The following is a 19109-nucleotide window of genomic DNA, read 5'->3' as shown; positions in this document are numbered from 1 at the left end:
CCGGCAAGCACCGCGCCGCCGGGGAAATTGCCGGATAGCGCTGCGCGTATCCGGCCTACATAACAGGTGCCTTACGTTCTTTTCGAGCGCATCGCCGCCTGATGTCCGGCAAGCGTACCAAAAATAATGATATCTGCCACCGCGTTACCGCCGATACGGTTACCGCCGTGGATCCCGCCGACCACTTCACCTGCCGCAAACGCCCCTGGCAGCACCTTGTGGTTGCTGTCCAGCACGCAGGTTTCGGTGTTGATGGTCACGCCGCCCATGGTGTGGTGCACGCCCGGCGCAATCTGAATGGCGTAGAACGGCCCTTCGTTGATTGGCGCACGCAGCGCGGTGGTACGACCAAAATCGTCATCGTGCTGTTTTTCAACGAAACCGTTGTAGCGTTCCAGAGTCGCCAGGAAAGCGTGGTAATCCATTCCCAGTTCCTCTGCCAGGGCTTTTGGCGAGCTGGCGCTGGTCACAAAGCCTTTGGCGATGTACTCATCCGCGGCTTTGTTTTTGGCACGTACGTGCTCGTCAAAGACGATGTAGGCGTATTTCTCAGGCAAGGCGATAATTGACGCCGAGACTTTATCGCGGGTCGACATTTCGTTAAAGAAGCGGTTCCCCTGCTGGTTGACCAGAATCGCCCCGCCGCCGCGGATGGATTCAGAAATCAGGTACGAGGTTTTCTGCTCCACGGTTGGGTGAATTTGGATTTCGCCCATATCAACCGTACCGGCTCCGATGCGCTCCAGCAGCGCAATACCGCCGCCGGTCGCCCCTTTGTGATTAGTGGTCACAAAACCTTCCAGGTCAGGGCGGTATTTCACCACCATCTGGCTGTTGGCGCTGAAGCCGCCCGTCGCCACAATCACGCTTTTGGTTGCGACGGTGAGGGTTTCGTTCTCTTCGGTCATCAGACGTACGCCGGTCACTTCGCCGTTTTCGAAGACGATGTCGCTGACGGAGGTATCCAGCATCACCTCAATGTTGCGTTTGTTGACGTTACGCACCAGGCCACTGATCAGATAACCGCCTACCGCAGAACCGTCTTTTGGACGGTGAGTACGGTCGATGCTCATCCCGCCGGTGGTGGTGATGTCGTTAAGCATGATGCCGCGCGTTGCCAGCCACTCAATCGCCTGCGGCGCGTTCTCAACAAAGCGGCGCAGCAGTTCCGGGTTGTTCTTGTTACCGCCGCCTTTCAGGCTTTCCTGGTAGAACAGCTCTTTGCTGTCCTGAATGCCTTTCACCCGCTGGAAGCGCGTCTCGGCGGCGTTCATCCCGGCAGAGGCTTTAATGGTATTACCGCCGATGGTTGGCATCTTCTCAACAATCAGCACGCTCGCACCTTCGTCGTGGGCCTGAATGGCCGCGGCCAGACCGGCACCGCCGCTGCCGACCACCACAACGTCTACGCTGCGGGTTTCGTTCGGGTCAACGCCCTCTTCCGCGGCCAGCGCTTTGCTGGATTTCAGCATCGCTTTAGAGACCGCTTTTTTCACCGCTTCGCTCTGGCTGGTTGCCCCCGTGATGGCATCCACGTGCGGGGTATTGGCGTCCAGAATGCGGGTGCGGATCTCTTCAAAGCTGGTCACAAACTCTACGTCTTCACTCGGACCAGAGGCCAGCTCGATGTCCGCTATGCGATCGGTCTCCAGGCTAACGTTAATCACAAGTTCGTTCGCGTCATCCTGCACTTTTTCCGCAAAGGTGCCCGGTTTGAATTTGGATTCGCCCATGCTCATGTCGCGGATCATCGCCTCCACCAGCGAGAAGCGCCACAGCGGTTCAGGAATGCTCAGCTCTTCGCGTTTGGTGCTATCCATAAACAGCTCAAGGCTTTCACCAGCCGCGATGCGGTCGGTCCAGTCCGGATAAGCGATAGTGGCGCGCCCCACGGCAATCAGGTCGTAACCGTGTTCCAGCGCTTCATTGGCATCCGCGGCATTCACCACGCCGCCCACGCCCATGACCGGAACTTGTGCCAGCGTATCAGAACGCATGGCGCAGTATTTTTCGATAAGCGGCGTCGGGTCCTGGGTATCGACAATGGAAGGACGCAGGGTAGCGCCGACGGAGAAGTGCAGATAATCCACGCCGCGCGCCGCCAGTTTTTCCAGCAGGTACATGGTGTCGTCAAAGCGGATGCCCGGGACTTCCATCTCTTCAGGGGAGAAGCGATAGCCAACGATGAACGCATCGTCGGCGTACTGGCGCACCATCTTATGGGTAATGTCCAGCACCGCCAGCGGGAATTTCGCGCGGTTATCGCGGCTGCCGCCCCACTCGTCATCGCGCTGGTTTGAGTTCGGTGAATAGAATTGCTGAATCAGGTAGGTGTTTGCGCCGTGGATCTCGACACCGTCGAAGCCGGCCTGAATAGCGCGGCGTACGGCTTCACCAAACTTGCCGATCATGCCTTCGACTTCTTCGCCAGTCAGGGCAACCGGCGTCGCGGCGCCCTCGCGCGGCGCGGCAACCGCACTCGGACCAACCGGGGTACGGCCACCAATCAGTTTTGGGTCGACCATGCGGCCGCCGTGGTAGATCTGCAGCAGCGCCTTAGAGCCTTTGGATTTAATCGCCTCCGCGATTTTCGCCAGCCCGGCGATTTTCTCGTCATTATCAATACCGATCGCACCCGGGAAGGCGAGACCGAGATCGTCGACGAAGCAACACTCAACAATGATGGTGCCAATGCTGCCGGAACGGGCCCGATAGTACTCCACCAGCTCGCTGGTGACGGTACCGTCATAATAGCCGGTACAGGTTGTCATAGGGGCCATTAACAAACGGTTTTTCAGTTCAGTACCATTCGGTAATGTGAAGGGGCTAAGAATACGTTCGTTAGTGCTCATATTAGAAACTCCAAACTTTTAAAAATTAAGAATTCGTTATCGGATTGGTTTTTTATTTCGTCGTTATTTGCCGATGTCATGATATTAATATAATGATTTTTTTAGTTTCTAAAGTTATTACGTTAGTTAAAAAACTATTTAATCCCTGCGATAACATAAATAACACATTGGTGTTAGCGATTGTAATTCAGCCATTCACAATAATTTAAAACTCGTTAAATGATTAATGGTAAAACCATTTCACCACAAACCATAAAATGCATTATAAATCAATGATATAAAAACTCACAAAAAGTTGAGTTGTTACAAAAATGATAAAACATATTCGTAAAATACGTAATACCCACATACGCCAGAGTGGTTATTAATAAAAGCATAAAAATAACGCTGCAATTCTGTTTTTTTGATCGCGATCAATAGTTATGGCATCCAAAAGCGCAATATAAAAACATCATCATTTTTTAATTTAGCGCAAACCAAAAAGCGTTAAATCGCTATTACTGAAAATACAAAACAGCACCTTTAATAACTAAAAAAAGCAAAGAAACTTAAGAAAGCGATTTTGTTTTTCAGTGCGACCGAATTCTTGACAACTTAAGACGTGAAACTATGAACACAAAAACTGCTGTAACGCCCCCTGTGGCGAACCAGGCATCAAATGGAAACGCAAAACGATTGCTGATGATGGCGTTACCCATCATCGTCGCCGTACTGCTGCTGTTTGTTCCCGTTCCTGAAGGCTTGCCGCCTTACGCATGGCACTACTTCGCCATCTTTGTCGGCGTGATCGTCGGCTTGATCTTCGAACCGCTGCCGGGTGCGGTGATTGGCCTGACCGGCGTGGTCGCCATTGCCCTGTGCAGTCAGTGGGTGCTGTTCAGCCCTGACCAGCTGGCTGACCCGAAATTCAAGCTGGCGGGCGCCTCCTTTAAATGGGCGGTGAGCGGTTTTGGTAACTCTACCGTCTGGCTGATTTTCGGTGCCTTTATGTTCGCCGCAGGCTATGACAAAACCCGCTTCGGCCGCCGTCTGGCGCTGATTCTGGTGAAGTATCTCGGCCGTCGCAGCCTGACGCTCGGTTACGCCATTACCTTCGCAGACCTGCTGCTGGCACCGTTTACGCCGTCCAACACCGCGCGCAGCGGCGGGACCATCTACCCGATCATCGCTAACCTGCCGCCGCTGTATGGTTCAAAACCGAACGACCCAAGCGCGCGTAAAATTGGTTCGTATCTGATGTGGGTGGCGATTACCGCGGCCTGTATCACCAGTTCAATGTTCCTCTCCGCCCTCGCGCCGAACCTGCTGGCGCTGGCGCTGGTGAAAAGTACGGTTGGGATTGATATCTCCTGGGGGACCTGGTTCCTCGCCTTCCTGCCGCTCGGCGTGCTGTTGATTCTGGTTATGCCGCTGCTGGCCTACTGGTTCTACCCACCCGAAGTGAAAGTGAATAACGAAGTGCCGCTGTGGGCAACCCGTGAGCTGGAAAAACTGGGCAAACTGTCCCGCAATGAAATTCTGCTGCTGGTGTTCGTGTGCTGTGCGCTGCTGATGTGGATCTTCGCTGCCGCGTGGATTGAGCCTGCCATGGCGGCCCTGCTCATCGTGGGTCTGATGCTGTGGACCGGCGTGCTGGAGTGGAACGATATCACCGGTAACAAAGCCGCGTGGAACACCTTCGTCTGGTTCGCCACCCTGGTGGCGCTGGCAGATGGCCTCTCCTCTACCGGCTTTATCAGCTGGTTAGGTAAAGAAGGCGGTCTGTTGATGAGCGGTATCTCTCCGGGCGTGGCGACCATCGTCCTGCTGCTGGCGTTCTACCTGCTGCACTACCTGTTTGCCAGTACCACCGCGCACACCACCGCGCTGCTGCCAGCGATGCTGACCATCGCCTCCACCATTCCGGGCATGAATATGGAAGTATTCGTCCTGCTGATGGTGACCTCGCTGGGCGTAATGGGGATCATCACCCCGTACGGCACTGGTCCAAGCCCGATTTACTACGGTAGCGGCTACCTGCCAACCAAAGACTACTGGCGCCTCGGCACCATCTTCGGTGCCATCTTCCTGGCGGCCCTGCTGCTGATTGGTTATCCGTGGATGTCCATGATGTTCTGATTCCTGACCGCCGGACTTCTCCTCCGGCGGTTTTATTTTTGTGGAGCAATACGCTATGTCAAACAAACCGTTTATCTACCAGAACCCCTTCCCTCTTTCCCATGACGACACCGAATACTATCTGCTGACCAAAGAGCACGTCTCCGTTGCCGAATTCGACGGTCAGGAAGTCCTGAAAGTCGAGCCAGAGGCGCTGACCCTGCTGGCGCAGCAGGCTTTCCACGATGCCGCGTTTATGCTGCGTCCTTCCCACCAGAAGCAGGTTGCCGCCATTCTCAACGACCCGGAAGCCAGCCAGAACGACAAATACGTTGCCCTGCAGTTCCTGCGTAACTCTGAAATCGCCGCCAAGGGCGTGCTGCCAACCTGTCAGGATACCGGCACGGCGATCGTCATGGGTAAAAAAGGCCAGCGCGTCTGGACCGGCGGCGGCGATGAAGCCGCGCTAAGTCAGGGCGTGTACAACACCTACATTGAAGACAACCTGCGCTACTCCCAGAATGCGGCGCTGGATATGTATAAAGAGGTGAACACCGGCACCAACCTGCCTGCGCAGATTGACCTCTACAGCGTCGACGGCGACGAGTACAAATTCCTGTGCATGGCGAAGGGCGGCGGTTCAGCCAACAAAACCTATCTCTATCAGGAAACCAAAGCGCTGATCACCCCGGCGAAGCTGAAAAACTATCTGGTTGAGAAGATGCGCACCCTGGGCACCGCGGCGTGCCCGCCGTACCATATCGCGTTTGTGATTGGCGGTACCTCAGCGGAAGCGACGCTGAAAACCGTGAAGCTGGCTTCCACCCGCTACTACGATGCGCTGCCAACTGAAGGAAACGAACACGGCCAGGCGTTCCGCGATGTTCAGCTCGAACAGGAACTGCTCCAGGAAGCGCAGAACCTCGGCCTCGGCGCGCAGTTTGGCGGTAAATACTTTGCCCACGATATCCGCGTGATCCGCCTGCCGCGCCACGGCGCCTCCTGCCCAATCGGCATGGGCGTCTCCTGCTCCGCAGACCGCAATATCAAAGCGAAAATCAACCGCGACGGGATCTGGATTGAAAAACTTGAACACAACCCGGGCCAGTATATTCCTGAATCACTGCGCCAGCAGGGCGAAGGCGACGTGGTGAGCATCAATCTCGACAAGCCGATGAATGAGATCCTCGCCCAGCTTTCCGCGCATCCGGTCTCCACCCGCCTGTCCTTGAACGGGACCATCATCGTGGCGCGCGATATCGCCCACGCGAAGCTGAAAGAGCTGCTCGACAACGGTGAAGCACTGCCGCAGTACGTCAAAGATCACCCGATTTACTATGCAGGCCCGGCGAAAACGCCAGAAGGCTACGCGTCTGGCTCACTCGGCCCGACCACGGCAGGACGTATGGACTCGTATGTGGATTTACTGCAGTCCCACGGCGCGAGCATGATCATGCTGGCGAAAGGCAACCGCAGCCAGCAGGTGACCGATGCCTGCCATAAACACGGTGGCTTCTACCTGGGCAGCATTGGCGGCCCGGCGGCGGTGCTGGCGCAAAACAGCATCAAGAGCCTGGAATGCGTCGCGTATCCGGAGCTGGGAATGGAAGCCATCTGGAAAATTGAAGTGGAGAACTTCCCGGCGTTTATCCTGGTGGATGACAAAGGCAACGATTTCTTCCAGCAGATCCAGAACAAACAGTGCGCGGGTTGTTCGCAGCGCTAAGTGCCATCAGCCCGGCAGGCTCAACGCCGCCGGGCTTTTTCGTTGGCTGCGTCTGTTCACAAAACAGCAAACACGATACGCTAGCGTCATCAGGTGAATAAATCATCAATACAATGTTAACTCATTGTTAAACAAATAACTCTCAACGCCCCCATCCCGATTGATGCAGCACACGCATCAGATGATGTGTTTATTGCGCTTATAAAATCCTCCTCACTGATCCAGTTTTCAGAAACAGACGGACAACACGTCAATAATAAACTGGAGACGACCATGATTTCCTCAACCCCACCTGCAACCGTTCGAGCACGAGCGGGCGCGATACTTCGCGTCACCTCGGGCAATTTCCTTGAGCAATTCGACTTCTTCCTGTTCGGGTTTTACGCCACCTACATCGCGCATACCTTCTTCCCGGCGAGCAGTGAATTTGCGTCGCTGATGATGACCTTCGCCGTCTTCGGCGCAGGCTTCTTAATGCGCCCCATCGGCGCGATTGTCCTTGGGGCTTACATCGACAAGGTCGGTCGTCGCAAAGGGCTGATCGTCACCCTGTCGATTATGGCGGCCGGCACCTTCCTGATAGTGCTGATCCCCTCTTATGAAAGTATCGGCCTGTGGGCGCCGCTGCTGGTGCTGGCTGGACGCCTGCTGCAAGGCTTTTCCGCCGGGGCGGAGCTTGGCGGCGTCTCCGTCTATCTGGCGGAAATTGCCACGCCGGGCCGCAAAGGCTTTTACACCAGCTGGCAGTCCGGTAGCCAGCAGGTGGCGATTATGGTGGCCGCGGCAATGGGCTTTGCGCTGAACGCGATGCTGGAAGAGAGCGCCATTCGTGAATGGGGCTGGCGGATCCCGTTCCTGTTCGGCTGCCTGATTGTGCCGTTTATCTTCTTCCTGCGCCGCAAGCTGGAAGAGACCGAAGAGTTCCGCGCGCGCCGTCACACGCTGGCGATGCGTCAGGTCTTTACCACCCTGCTGGCGAACTGGCCGGTTGTGGTCGCGGGTATGCTGATGGTGGCCATGACCACAACGGCCTTTTATCTGATCACCGTTTACGCGCCCACCTTTGGCAAAAAAGTGTTAATGCTGAGCGCCTCCGACAGCCTGCTGGTGACGCTGCTGGTGGCGATCTCTAACTTTATCTGGCTGCCGGTGGGCGGTGCCCTGTCGGACCGCTTCGGCCGTAAACCGGTGCTGATTGCCATGACCCTGCTGGCGCTGGCGACCAGCTATCCGGCCCTGACGCTGCTGGCTAACGCGCCCAGCTTCTCCATGATGCTGAGCGTGCTGCTGTGGCTCTCATTCCTCTATGGCCTCTACAACGGCGCGATGATCCCGGCCCTGACGGAGATCATGCCGGTTGAAGTGCGTGTGGCCGGTTTCTCACTGGCGTACAGCCTCGCTACCGCCGTCTTCGGCGGGTTTACGCCGGTCATTTCAACGGCCCTGATTGAGTACACCGGTGACAAAGCCTCCCCGGGCTACTGGATGAGCTTCGCGGCGATTTGCGCACTGCTGGCAACGCTTTATCTCTATCGCCGCAGCGCGATGAGTCTGCAAGTACAGAGAGGATAATATGCACACATTTTTACGTTCAGGACTGACCGGGCTGGTGTTGATGGCAACCAGCGCAGGCGCGCTGGCTCAGGAGGTGACGGTGATGATTTCAGGCGGCTTCAAGGCTGCGCTGGAAAAACTTGCGCCCAAGTATGAAGCTCAGACGGGCGATCGCATCGTGCTGATCCCGGGGCCGTCGATGGGAAAGACGCCGCAGGCGATCCCCAACCGGCTGGCTCGCGGTGAAAAAGCGGACGTGGTGATTATGGTCGGTGATGCGCTGACGCATCTGGCAAAGGACCAGATGGTCAAAGCGGGCTCGCGCGTTGAACTGGCGGATTCCCCCATCGGCGTGGTGGTGAAAGCCGGCTCGCCGGTACCGGATATCGCCACAGATAGCGCGCTAAAACAGACCCTGCTTCAGGCCAGCGCCATCGCCTACTCCGACAGCGCCAGCGGCCGGTATGTGCAAACAGAGCTGTTCAAAAAGCTGGGAATTGAAGCACAGGTAGAGGGAAAAGCGCACAAGGTGGAGCGGATCCCGGTCGCCTCTGAGGTGGCGAAAGGGAAATACGCCGTGGGTTTCCAGCAGGTTAGCGAGCTGTTACCCGTGCCCGGCGTGACCTTTGTCGGCAAACTGCCGGATAATCTGCAATACATCACCCGTTTTGCCGGGGCGGTCACCGCCCACGCGGAGCACCCTTCCGAGGGGAAAGCCCTGCTGGATTACCTCGCTTCAGCGAAAGCACAGGAAACCATCACCGCCACCGGGATGATCCCCGTCGCTACGCCGCGCGATAACGCGCAGTAATGAGGGTTTCCAGCTCGGCGGCAATCCACGACTGAATACGCCCGCTGCGCCGGATCAGCCCGACAGTGCGTTTCACTTCGGGCTCGGTCAGCGGGATATGCGTCAGAATGGAATGCTCAGCGTGCGGCATTGACATGGCGGGGACGGCAGCAATGCCAATCCCCGCTTCTACCATTCCCAGCATCGTGGTGACGTGGCGCGTCTCGCAAATCCCCGGACGCTCCGGCTTAATGTGGCCGAGCATCTGATCGAGCAGATTCCGGTTCCCCGACGTAATATCCAGGCTAATGTAATCCTGCTGATAAAACGCCTCCCAGGTCAGACTCTTGCGCCCCGCCAGCGGACTATCGCGACGACAGGCGGCGACATACACATCCTCCACCAGCGGAATAAAGGTGATATCCGGCTGAAGCGTTCTCGCAAAACAGATGCCAAAATCCGCCTGCCCGCTGGCCACCGCCTCAATCACGTTGCCCGCGCTGCTGTCGATAAGCTTGATGCGCACGCGCGGATAGCGGCTGTGGAACTGGCGGATCACCTCCGGCATAAAATGACAGGCCGCCGAAGGCACGGTGGCGACGGTGATAAGCCCGGTGCGCTCCTCGCTTACCTTATCGATATCGGCCAGCATCGACTCCACGTTTTCCAGAAGCTGCCCGCAGCGGTCGGCAAAAGTTTGCCCGAAAAGCGTCAGCGTCACGCGCCGGGTGGTTCTGTCGAACAGTTTCGCGCCGACTGCCGTCTCCAGCTTTTCAATGCGGCGGCTTAAGGCGGACTGGGAGATACAGATAGATTCCGCGGCGATACGGAAGTTACCGTACTCCACCAGGGCTCTGAAGGCGTAAAGATCGTTGAGGTCGAAATTGACGGGCATATTTTCTGGCAATCCTTAGCGCTTTCTGGAAACTCGGACATTCATAATAGCGACTTATGAATCAGCGGCAACCTCTGCCGCTGATGTGTGTCCGGAAAGCGCTACACTGCGCCCTGGGCATCGCTATGAGAGGCAGCCACCGCATCCACCAGCGCCAGCTCCTCGCGGCTCAGCAGCATTTCAATATTCACCAGAATAATCATTCGGCTGTCGAGCACCCCCAGCCCAAGCAGATAACGGCCAGAGAGTACCGAGGCCACGTCCGGGGTCGGCTTGATGTTATCCACGTCAATCGACAGCACGTCCGCTACGCCGTCAACCACAATACCCACCACGCGGTCATTCAGATTGAGCACAATCACCACCGTTTTGTCGTCCTGCGACGGGTCGGGCAATTCAAAGCGCACGCGCAGATCGACAATCGGCACAATCACGCCGCGCAGGTTGGTCACGCCGGTAATAAAATTCGGCGCGTTCGGAATACGCGTCAGGCGATCGCAGCCGCGGATCTCCTGCACTTTGAGAATATCAATGCCGTACTCTTCGTCGCCCAGGCGGAATACCAGGTACTCCTGCGCGATAGCGTCGGTTGCGGCGGGTTTACTGGCGGTTGCTACAGTCATGCGTTTACCCCCTCCCTCTGGGGTTGTGCCGCGTTGAGCGTCGAGAGCTCAACCACGTCAAGGATCAGCGCCACGCTGCCATCGCCGAGGATGGTTGCAGCGGAGACGCCAGGAACTTTGCGATAGTTATGTTCAAGGTTCTTCACCACCACCTGCTGCTGGCCGATAAGCTGATCGACCCACAGCGCATAGCGGCAGCCCGCGCTTTGCACGATAACCACGATGCCGTCATCGGCAGGGGCTTCACCCGCCACCGAGAGACGCTGGCGCAGCAGCACCAGCGGCAGATATTCGCCGCGCACCTGCAGCAGACGCTCTTCACCGACAAAGCGGCACAGCATTTCGTCGGTCGGCCGCAGCGACTCCATCACCGCGCCCAGCGGCAGGACGTAAATCTCCTCCCCCACCTTCACCAGCATGCCGTCGAGGATCGCCAGCGTCAGCGGCAGAATAATGCGGATGGTCGTCCCGGCCCCTGGCGTCGAGAGCACGTCCACGTGGCCGCCCATCGCCAGAATGTTGCGTCGCACCACGTCCATCCCAACGCCACGTCCGGAGACGTCCGTTACGCTTTCGGCGGTGGAGAAACCGGCGGCGAAGATCAGCATCCACACATCGTCGTCGCTCATGGTGTCGCTGATGGTCATGCCCTGAGAACGTGCTTTGGCGAGGATCTTCTCCCGGTTCAGCCCCGCCCCATCGTCACTGACCTCAATCACGATATTGCCGCCGTGGTGTTCGGCCGAGAGCGTCAGGTTCCCGGTCACCGGTTTGCCTTTTGCGACGCGCACCTCTTTCTCTTCAATGCCGTGGTCAAGGCTGTTACGTACCAGGTGGGTCAGCGGGTCAATAATGCGCTCGATCAGGCTCTTATCCAGCTCCGCAGAGCCGCCTTTAAGGGTCAGCTCAACCACTTTATTCAGGCGAGAGCCCAGGTCGTGCACCAGTCGCGGGAAGCGGCTAAAGACGTAATCCATCGGCATCATACGAATGGACATCACCGACTCCTGCAGCTCGCGGGTGTTGCGCTCCATCTGCGCCACGCAGCCGGAGAGCAGATCGTAACTGGCAGGGTCGAGGGTACGCGACAGCTGGGAGAGCATCGCCTGGGTGATGATAAGCTCACCGACCTGGTTGATGATCTGGTCGACTTTACTCACCGCCACGCGAATGCTGCCCGACTCCTGATTCGCCGCACGCGGCGCGGGCGGCGCTTTTTTGACAACGGTCTCAGGCACCGCAACCGGCGTCTGTACCGGCGGTGTGGCTTGTGCAGGACGGACCTCGATCTGCTTGTTGTCGAGCACAAAGCAGAGTACGGCGGTGATATCGTCCGCCGTGACGGTCGTGCGCAGCGTGACGGTCATGCAGTCTGACGTCGCCTCAACGTCTGTTATCTCGCCCATGTTGGTCAGCTCATCGCGCAGCATCGTCTGCTCGCGCGCCTCGACGTTCCGCAGGGTCACCACCAGCGTGGTTTCCGTTGCCTTCGCCGTGCTGGCCGGCGTTGGCGCGGGGGCCAGTCTCTCCGCTGGCGTCGTGGGCTGCTGACCTTCAAGAGCAATCTCCCTCAGGGCTTCACAGATATAGCGAAAACTTGCTTCATCAGGCTCCTGCGAAGACTGATAGGCTTCCAGCTGCGCTTGCATAATGTCCTTACATTCCAGAAAAAGGTTGATGATTGAGCGACTGAGCGTTCTCTCCCCTGCCCGCGCCTGGTCGAGGAGGTTCTCCAGCAGGTGGGTCGTCTCCTGTAATGCGGTAAATCCAAAGGTGGCCGCGCCGCCTTTCAGCGAGTGTGCGGCACGAAAGATGGCGTTTAGCTGTTCCTGGTCCGGTGCCAACACGTCAAGCTGCAGCAGTTCCTGCTCCATTTCGGCCAGCAGTTCTTCCGCCTCGGTAAAAAAGATCTGCGAAAAATCATTCATGTCCATCGGTATAACCCTGCACGTTTTGCAGATTGATATCGCTCAGCACGCTGTCTGCACGTTGAGCCTGCGTATCTTCCAGACGGATCTCCTGCTCTTTCGAACGACTGAGTACCAGAATGCTGATGCGGCGGTTTACCGCGCTTTCCGGCGGCGTGTTCTCCAGCGGCATCCGGCTGGCGGTGCCGATCACGCGTAAGAAGCGCTCATCGTTAAGCCCGCCACGGACTAGCACCCGACGGGCGGCATTCGCGCGTCCGGCAGAGAGTTCCCAGTTGCTGTAGCCGCCGTCGCCACCGGCATACGGCAGCGAATCGGTGTGTCCCGTCAGGCTCAGCGCGTTTGGCAGTTCCTGCAGCAGCGGCACCAGCGCCTGCAGAATGCCGTTCATATAGGATTCCGGCAGTTCACTGCCGACGCGGAACATCGGTCTGTCCTGCGAGTCGGTTATCTGGATCAGCAGACCGTCGTTGGTGAGGTTCAGCAGAATGTTTGACTTGAAGTTGTTCAGCCGCGGATCGGTTTCGATCATCTTCTGCAGCTTCTCTTTTGCCTGCTTCAGGCTTTCGATGCGCTTGTGCTTATCGATTTGGCTAAGCTGCCCTTTGTACACTTCGCCCTGCCGCTTGAGAATGTCATCCCCACCGCCGGGGATGACGCTGTCGCTCAGGCTGGTTTTATCGCCGTTCGCCATCGATGGCTTCAACGGCATGCGGAAGTAGTCGGCAATCAGCTCCCTTTCCATGTCCGTGGACTGCGCCAGCAGCCACATCACCAGAAAGAACGCCATCATCGCGGTCATAAAGTCGGCATAGGCAATCTTCCAGGTTCCGCCGTGATGCGCGTGTTTCTTCTTTTTGCGCTTGCGTGAAATGATGACGGGCGTGACGTTCTTCATGCTGCATTGTCCGCCGATTTGGTTTTCAGCGTGGCGTTGGATTTCACATCGCGCACGTGCTCTTCCAGCTCTTCAAACGACGGACGTTCACTGGTAAAGATGGTTTTACGGCCGAACTCAACCGCAATCTGCGGCGCATAGCCATTGAGGCTGGAGAGCAGCGTCACTTTGATGCACTGCAAAATTTTGACCTGGTCGGAACTCTTCTGGCGCAGCAACGTCGCCAGCGGTAACACGAAACCATACGCGATCAGGATCCCGAGGAAGGTGCCCACCAGCGCGTGGCCAATCAGCATCCCCAGCTCCGCCGCCGGGCGATCCGCCGACCCCAGGGCATTCACCACGCCCATCACCGCGGCCACAATACCGAACGCCGGAAACGCGTCGCCCACCGTGTTCAGGCTGTGAGCAGGCACTTCCAGCTCCTCTTCGCAGGTTTCGATCTCTTCGTCCATCAGGGCTTCGATTTCATGGGAATTCATGCTGCCGCCGATCATCAGGCGGAAGTAATCGAGGATAAAGTTGGCGAGCATCGGGTCGCTCATCAGGCGGGGATAGGCGCTGAAAATATCGCTGTTCTGCGGGTCTTCAATGTCCTTTTCCAGCGACATCAGCCCGTGCACACGGCTCTGGGAGAGCAGCAGGAACATCAGGGCCATCAAATCCATGTACACCGCTTTGTTGTAGCGCTTACCGATAAAAACTTTGACCAACGCCTTCCCCGTGGCTTTCAGGGATTTGACGTTGTTGCCGACGATAAACGCCCCGACGCCAGCACCGCCGATAATCAGCAGCTCCAGCGGCTGAAACAGCGCGCTCAGGTTACCGCCGGACAGAATAAAACCACCAAAAACGGTCAGTATGACAACAAGATAGCCAACAATAACTAACACAATTTCTCCTTTTACATACGTCGACCGATGCCGGGAGACCCGGCATCAGGTAAATGCCATCTTGCGCACAGCTGTCGCAGGGATCAGGCCGTCAGGATTTCCGGCGCGGCGAACGAGCCCAGAAGCCCGGTATTGCTCACCTGGGATTTTTTAAGCGCACGCGACGGTGGACTGCACAAGCTGCAGGTAAATGGGTTTTTAATGAATTCCGTGGTGACGATAAAACCGCCGCCGCAGACGCTGCAGGCTTTACGCGAAATAATGCCGCAGTCGATAAAACGTAATAATGTCCAGGCACGCGTCAGCCCAAGAACCGGCTTATCATCCGCACAAGAACTGCACTGCTCCAGATAAAGACGATAGGTCTTCATCAGCATTTCAATGGAACGCCCCTGCTCGGTCTTTTTCAAATACAGGAAAATGTTGTAGAACATGGACGAGTGAATATTCTGCTCCCACGACATAAACCAGTCTTCTGAAAACGGCAGCATGCCTTTTGGCGGCGGACAACCGCGTAATTCTTTATATAACCGAAGCAGACGACGGCGGCTTAGCGACGTTTCCGATTCCAGTACCTGCATTCGCGCGCCCAGAGAAATTAATCCCATGGCGATATTCACTTCATCAATTTCCTGCAGCAGACTTTTTTCACCACACATTATTATGCCTCCTCTGCGGTCATGGCTTCTTCTTCGCTTAAGGCGTTAAGAAGATTGGTCGACAAAATAATGCCGGTGTGAATTTGCTGCAGCGCTTCAATGCGCGAATCTTTAGTCAGATTTTCAATTACCACTTCATCATCAACACGCAGGCGACAAATAAGCTGATTGGTGGTGGACAACTTCATTAATTGTGGTAACGAAAGCTCTTTAAGGTTGTCAATTGTTCCTTCAGACAATCCAAGGCGAAAACCCGCCGCAAATTTATCCTGACGGATCAGCTGCTGTGCCAGCAGAAGATAGGACAGGTTAATATCGTGAATATTTTGCAGGTACTCGTCGAAATTGGACACAGGCGAAAACTCCCAATGTTATTCAGCCAACAACTGGCTTGTCAGTTTAGATAGATAACGTTTCCGAACTGATGCAGAGAGTCTTTTGGTATTGATATTCACTAAGGTAAGTCAATCTTCCTCAGTAAATGCCAAATTATCATATCAATGCCAAAGGAGGCTGCATCACAAAACTGGCAAAATCATAAACACTAAGCATTTTCCGAACAAGCGACAGAAATTTCTCTAAATCAGCAAATTGGTGTTAACTTGTTGATTTAAAAAGTTAACAAAGCATTGTTAAACGTTATTAAACCTTGATTTTAATGATTAATCCTGCTCTGCCACCCGTATTACTCTTTAAATGTTAATAACCTGTAATTATTAATATGACGACTCCATACGACTTCTTAACCTCTTAACCGCCAGGCTGTGTAACTGGCTCACGCGCGTTTCCGTAATCCCCAACACCAGCCCAATCTCTTTCATATTCAAATCCTGAAGGTAATAGAGCTGTAACAGTACCTGCTCTCTTTCGGGAATGAACTGAATATGCTCGGCGATCCGTTCCATCAAATTCTTCCTGATGGCATCATTCAGCGGATTAAGCTGTTCATTCTCGTCATCACTCGTTTCCCAGCTGTCGGCATAATTTTCCTGCAGCTCATCAACCGAGTACATCTGGCTGGAGTTATTATCCGTCAGCATCTGCTGAAATTCCTGCAGCGAGACGCCCATGCGCTCCGCAACTTCAGCTTCGGTGGCTTCTCCGCCTTTTTCCTGCTCAATTTGCTGAATAAGTGCGACTATTTCCCGCGTATGGGTTCGTACCCGGCGCGGAACCCAGTCACTTTCTCTCAGCTCATCTAATAACGCCCATTTCACCCGCTGGGAGATCCACGCTGTTAGCGTCACCCCTTTTTTCGGGTCAAAGCTTTCGACTGCGCTTAAAAAACCTATTGAGCCTGCCTGAATTAAATCATCCAGCTCGACGCTGGCAGGAAGTCGCTTATGTAAACGCAATGCTTCCTGCCGCACCAGATAATGATACTTAGACCAGACTACCGTTTTATCTTCCAGCCCTTCGGCCGTATAAATACCATCCACGATTGCATTCCACCCGCTATTCTCTTCGAGAATTATCCGGTGAAATGGCGCATTCAAATAGTGCGATAAGCCTTTATAAAAATGCGCATTCTGTTACTTCGCTTTAATTAATTCGCTAAGTTGCAAAACAGCGTGATTAATGACGGAAATTAATATGATTAAAAGGTTTCCCACTGGGCCAGGTCTGGTTCTTTTTGACGCTGCGGCTTATTCGCCTCCACGGCCACATTCGTGACGCGGCTCTCGTGACTCAACCTGAATTGCGCCACCAGTTTTTCCAGCGCATCGGACTGGGCTTCCAGATCCCCCGCCGCCATGGCCGCCTCTTCCACCATCGCCGCATTCTGCTGGGTCACCAGATCCATTTCATTAACTGCCTGCGAAATCTGGTTGATGCCCGCGCTCTGCTCGTCCGATGCCGAGGTGATTTCGCCCATGATCTGCGTCACCTGCGAAACCGAGGTCACAATCTCCTGCATCACGGTGCTGGCCTGTCCGACCTGACGCGAACCGATGTCAATATTGCTCACGCTGGTGTTGATCAGCTGGTTGATCTCTTTGGCTGCATCAGCGCTGCGTTTTGCCAGGTTCCGCACTTCTTCGGCAACGACCGCAAAGCCACGTCCCTGCTCACCCGCACGTGCCGCTTCCACCGCCGCGTTCAGGGCCAGGATGTTGGTCTGATTGGCAATGCTGTCGATCACGCCATTGATATCGGCAATCTGGCGCGAGCTGGTGGTGATCTGGGCCATGATCTGCTCCAGGCTCTGCATCACTTCTCCGCCGTTATGGGCATTGGTGCTGGCGCTTTCCGCCAGTTCACGCGCCGCATGGGCGTTGTCAGCATTCTGACGCACGGTGGTTTTGATCTGCTCCATGCTGGCCGCCGTCTCCTGCAGCGCCGCCGCCTGCTCTTCGGTACGGGAAGAGAGATCGTTATTGCCGTGGGCAATTTCCTGGGCGTTGGTGTGAATGCGCTGCACGCTGTCGCGGATCCCCAGAATGGTACTGGTCAGGGAGGTACGCATGGTCTCCAGTTCGGTCAGCATATTGCCGATTTCATTCTGGCTACCGCTCTCAATCGCCTGGCTGAGATCGCCCGCCGCCACGCGACGCAGGGTTTCCACCGCCGTTTCCATTCGACGCACCAGGGTATTACGCAGCCAGTAGCGAACAACTAACAGCATCACAATCGCCAGCAACACCACGAATACGCCGACGCCCATCATCATCTTGTAGTCACGTTCGGACTCGCTGATATAGGTTTCACTGAGACGGGTACTGGCGTCGCTGTACTGCTCCACTTTATTACGCAGCGTGGTGCGCAGTTCCATATCCTGTTCCAGTGAACCGGAATAACCTGCAGGGTTGCGCAAATAGCCCAGCTTCACTTCGGCCACTTTATAGACCGCGTTAAATGCCGCGTTCACTTCAGCAGCCAGACGACGTTCTTCTGGCGTGTTAAACGGCGACGCCATAAACGCATCCATATTACGACGGGCCATACGCACGACGTTCTGCGTATGTTTGGCCACATTCTCCGACACCGAGTTACCCAGCGCCGACTGCAGCATCAAACCGTTGGTATTGGCCATCACCGCACTGATGTTATAGGCCGCATCGCGCATCTGATCGTTATTTTCAGAGGCGACAACAATACGTTTAAAATTACTGTTATTACCCATGGCGTTATAGACGGAATACGCCGTAACGCCGAATACCATAATGGCAAACAGGCCAATAATAAGGCTGACTGCACTGTAAATTTTGAGTTTCGTTAACATAGTTTCTCACCTGCCGCGCACGGCTTAACCGTACGCGGTAGCGCCTGAAGAAAGGTTAATTAAGCGGTTTAATGCTTCACATATTAAACAGAGTCATCTTCTGCATATTTTTGTAGACGTACATCGAGGCGTTAAACGCCAGCTCTGACATCTGCGATTCCGACACCAGCGTGACCAGCATGCTGGTATCTGCGCCAATGGCATCCTGCACTTTGACAATGGTGTCGTTAATCATCACATCACCGGTGAGATCCAGGGCATCAAGCTGCTGCATGTTGGTCCCCAGTTCGGCCTGGACTTTGCCCAGTCGATCGATCCCGGCATCAATACCCTGGCTGGCCGCACTCAGCGCGGCTTTCAAAGCGTCTTCATCAATGGGGTCACGGCTTAATTCCGTAATGGCATCTTCGAGAAGCACAAAAATATCATCGAAAACAGCATCACCGAGGTGGCTGGTTTGCATCGCAGTGCCGTCCGCCACGGTTTGTTTACGCGCCTCATCTCCCCCCTGATAAACGCCGTCTTCATCAAATGCGGGCGTATCGGTATTAAACCCGCTGAATATATAGCGACCGGATGCGTCACGGCTGTTGGCTAAATCCAGCATGTTCTCGCGAATACCTTCTATCTCTTTTCCCAGTGCCTTACGGTCCTCATCGGAATAAGCGCCAGACCCTGCGGCAACGATCTTTTCCTTCAGGGTGGTGGTCATCAGGTTACCGACGCCGTTCAGAATATGATCCTGAAACTCCAGCCCGCTGCGTGCACGGGATCGCACGCTGCTGTACATCTCCAGCTTCGCCAGCGCGTCCTGGTGTTTTACCGCGTCGGTCGCGGCGGTTGGGTCGTCTGAGGCTTTGAGTAACGTTTTGCCCGCTGACATCCGCAGATAAGCGTCGTTACTTTGGCTCATGCGCTTTGTCATCGACTCCGAGCTTTGCTTGTACATATAAAGCGTACTTAATCGCATC

15 protein-coding genes are annotated in these 19109 nt (G+C 55.5%); 4 read left to right on the top strand and 11 right to left on the bottom strand.

What is annotated here, in order from left to right; all coding sequences use genetic code 11:
• Nucleotides 1-71: 71 nt before the first annotated feature.
• Nucleotides 72-2852: a flavocytochrome c gene (locus E3U32_RS06055; RefSeq protein ID WP_134348046.1), complete on the bottom strand. Its 2781-nt coding sequence runs from the start codon at nt 2850-2852 to the stop codon at nt 72-74.
• Between the two features lie 609 nt (nt 2853-3461).
• Between E3U32_RS06055 and E3U32_RS06050 the strand changes: the two genes are divergently transcribed.
• From E3U32_RS06050 to E3U32_RS06035, 4 genes are all read left to right on the top strand, one after another.
• Nucleotides 3462-4970 (top strand): anion permease, encoded by a 1509-nt coding sequence (locus E3U32_RS06050; RefSeq protein WP_134348045.1) that lies wholly within the window; start codon nt 3462-3464, stop codon nt 4968-4970.
• Between the two features lie 55 nt (nt 4971-5025).
• Nucleotides 5026-6675, top strand: a complete 1650-nt coding sequence (gene fumA / locus E3U32_RS06045; protein WP_134348044.1) for a class I fumarate hydratase FumA — start codon at nt 5026-5028, stop codon at nt 6673-6675.
• A 273-nt stretch (nt 6676-6948) separates the two neighbouring features.
• On the top strand, nt 6949-8247 hold the full coding sequence (locus tag E3U32_RS06040) for an MFS transporter (protein ID WP_134348043.1): 1299 nt from the start codon (nt 6949-6951) through the stop codon (nt 8245-8247).
• Between the two features lies 1 nt (nt 8248).
• Nucleotides 8249-9040: a substrate-binding domain-containing protein gene (locus E3U32_RS06035; RefSeq protein WP_134348042.1), complete on the top strand. Its 792-nt coding sequence runs from the start codon at nt 8249-8251 to the stop codon at nt 9038-9040.
• On the opposite strand, the gene E3U32_RS06030 is transcribed toward E3U32_RS06035, so the two are convergent.
• The 10 genes from E3U32_RS06030 to flgL form a co-directional block, all read right to left on the bottom strand.
• On the bottom strand, nt 9015-9914 hold the full coding sequence (locus tag E3U32_RS06030; protein WP_134348041.1) for a LysR family transcriptional regulator: 900 nt from the start codon (nt 9912-9914) through the stop codon (nt 9015-9017). The genes E3U32_RS06035 and E3U32_RS06030 overlap by 26 nt on opposite strands.
• 101 nt (nt 9915-10015) lie before the next feature.
• A complete protein-coding gene (locus E3U32_RS06025) occupies nt 10016-10537 on the bottom strand; it encodes a chemotaxis protein CheW (protein ID WP_134348040.1) in 522 nt (173 codons plus the stop codon).
• Nucleotides 10534-12471, bottom strand: a complete 1938-nt coding sequence (gene cheA, locus E3U32_RS06020; RefSeq protein ID WP_134348039.1) for a chemotaxis protein CheA — start codon at nt 12469-12471, stop codon at nt 10534-10536. Before cheA ends, E3U32_RS06025 begins: the two co-directional genes overlap by 4 nt.
• Nucleotides 12458-13363 carry a flagellar motor protein MotB gene (motB, locus tag E3U32_RS06015; protein ID WP_134348038.1) on the bottom strand — a complete coding sequence of 302 codons (906 nt, stop codon included), beginning with the start codon at nt 13361-13363 and terminating at the stop codon, nt 12458-12460. The genes cheA and motB overlap by 14 nt, the downstream gene beginning before the upstream one ends.
• Complete coding sequence (gene motA / locus E3U32_RS06010; protein ID WP_134348037.1) at nt 13360-14256, bottom strand: flagellar motor stator protein MotA; 897 nt, start codon at nt 14254-14256, stop codon at nt 13360-13362. Before motA ends, motB begins: the two co-directional genes overlap by 4 nt.
• 83 nt (nt 14257-14339) lie before the next feature.
• Complete coding sequence (flhC, locus tag E3U32_RS06005) at nt 14340-14915, bottom strand: flagellar transcriptional regulator FlhC (RefSeq protein ID WP_134348036.1); 576 nt, start codon at nt 14913-14915, stop codon at nt 14340-14342.
• Between the two features lie 2 nt (nt 14916-14917).
• A complete protein-coding gene (flhD, locus tag E3U32_RS06000) occupies nt 14918-15268 on the bottom strand; it encodes a flagellar transcriptional regulator FlhD (protein WP_134348035.1) in 351 nt (116 codons plus the stop codon).
• A gap of 363 nt (nt 15269-15631) precedes the next feature.
• Nucleotides 15632-16354 carry an RNA polymerase sigma factor FliA gene (gene fliA, locus E3U32_RS05995; RefSeq protein ID WP_134348081.1) on the bottom strand — a complete coding sequence of 241 codons (723 nt, stop codon included), beginning with the start codon at nt 16352-16354 and terminating at the stop codon, nt 15632-15634.
• A 158-nt stretch (nt 16355-16512) separates the two neighbouring features.
• Nucleotides 16513-18138 carry a methyl-accepting chemotaxis protein gene (locus E3U32_RS05990; protein WP_134348034.1) on the bottom strand — a complete coding sequence of 542 codons (1626 nt, stop codon included), beginning with the start codon at nt 18136-18138 and terminating at the stop codon, nt 16513-16515.
• A 76-nt stretch (nt 18139-18214) separates the two neighbouring features.
• Nucleotides 18215-19108 carry a flagellar hook-associated protein FlgL gene (gene flgL, locus E3U32_RS05985; protein ID WP_134348080.1) on the bottom strand — a complete coding sequence of 298 codons (894 nt, stop codon included), beginning with the start codon at nt 19106-19108 and terminating at the stop codon, nt 18215-18217.
• Nucleotide 19109 lies beyond the last annotated feature (1 nt).

Origin of the sequence: Lelliottia nimipressuralis, assembly GCF_004402045.1 — a bacterium.
Taxonomy (GTDB): domain Bacteria; phylum Pseudomonadota; class Gammaproteobacteria; order Enterobacterales; family Enterobacteriaceae; genus Enterobacter; species Enterobacter chinensis.
The sequence above is the reverse complement of the archived record's forward strand: the minus strand, read 5'-3'. Positions and strand labels throughout refer to the sequence as shown.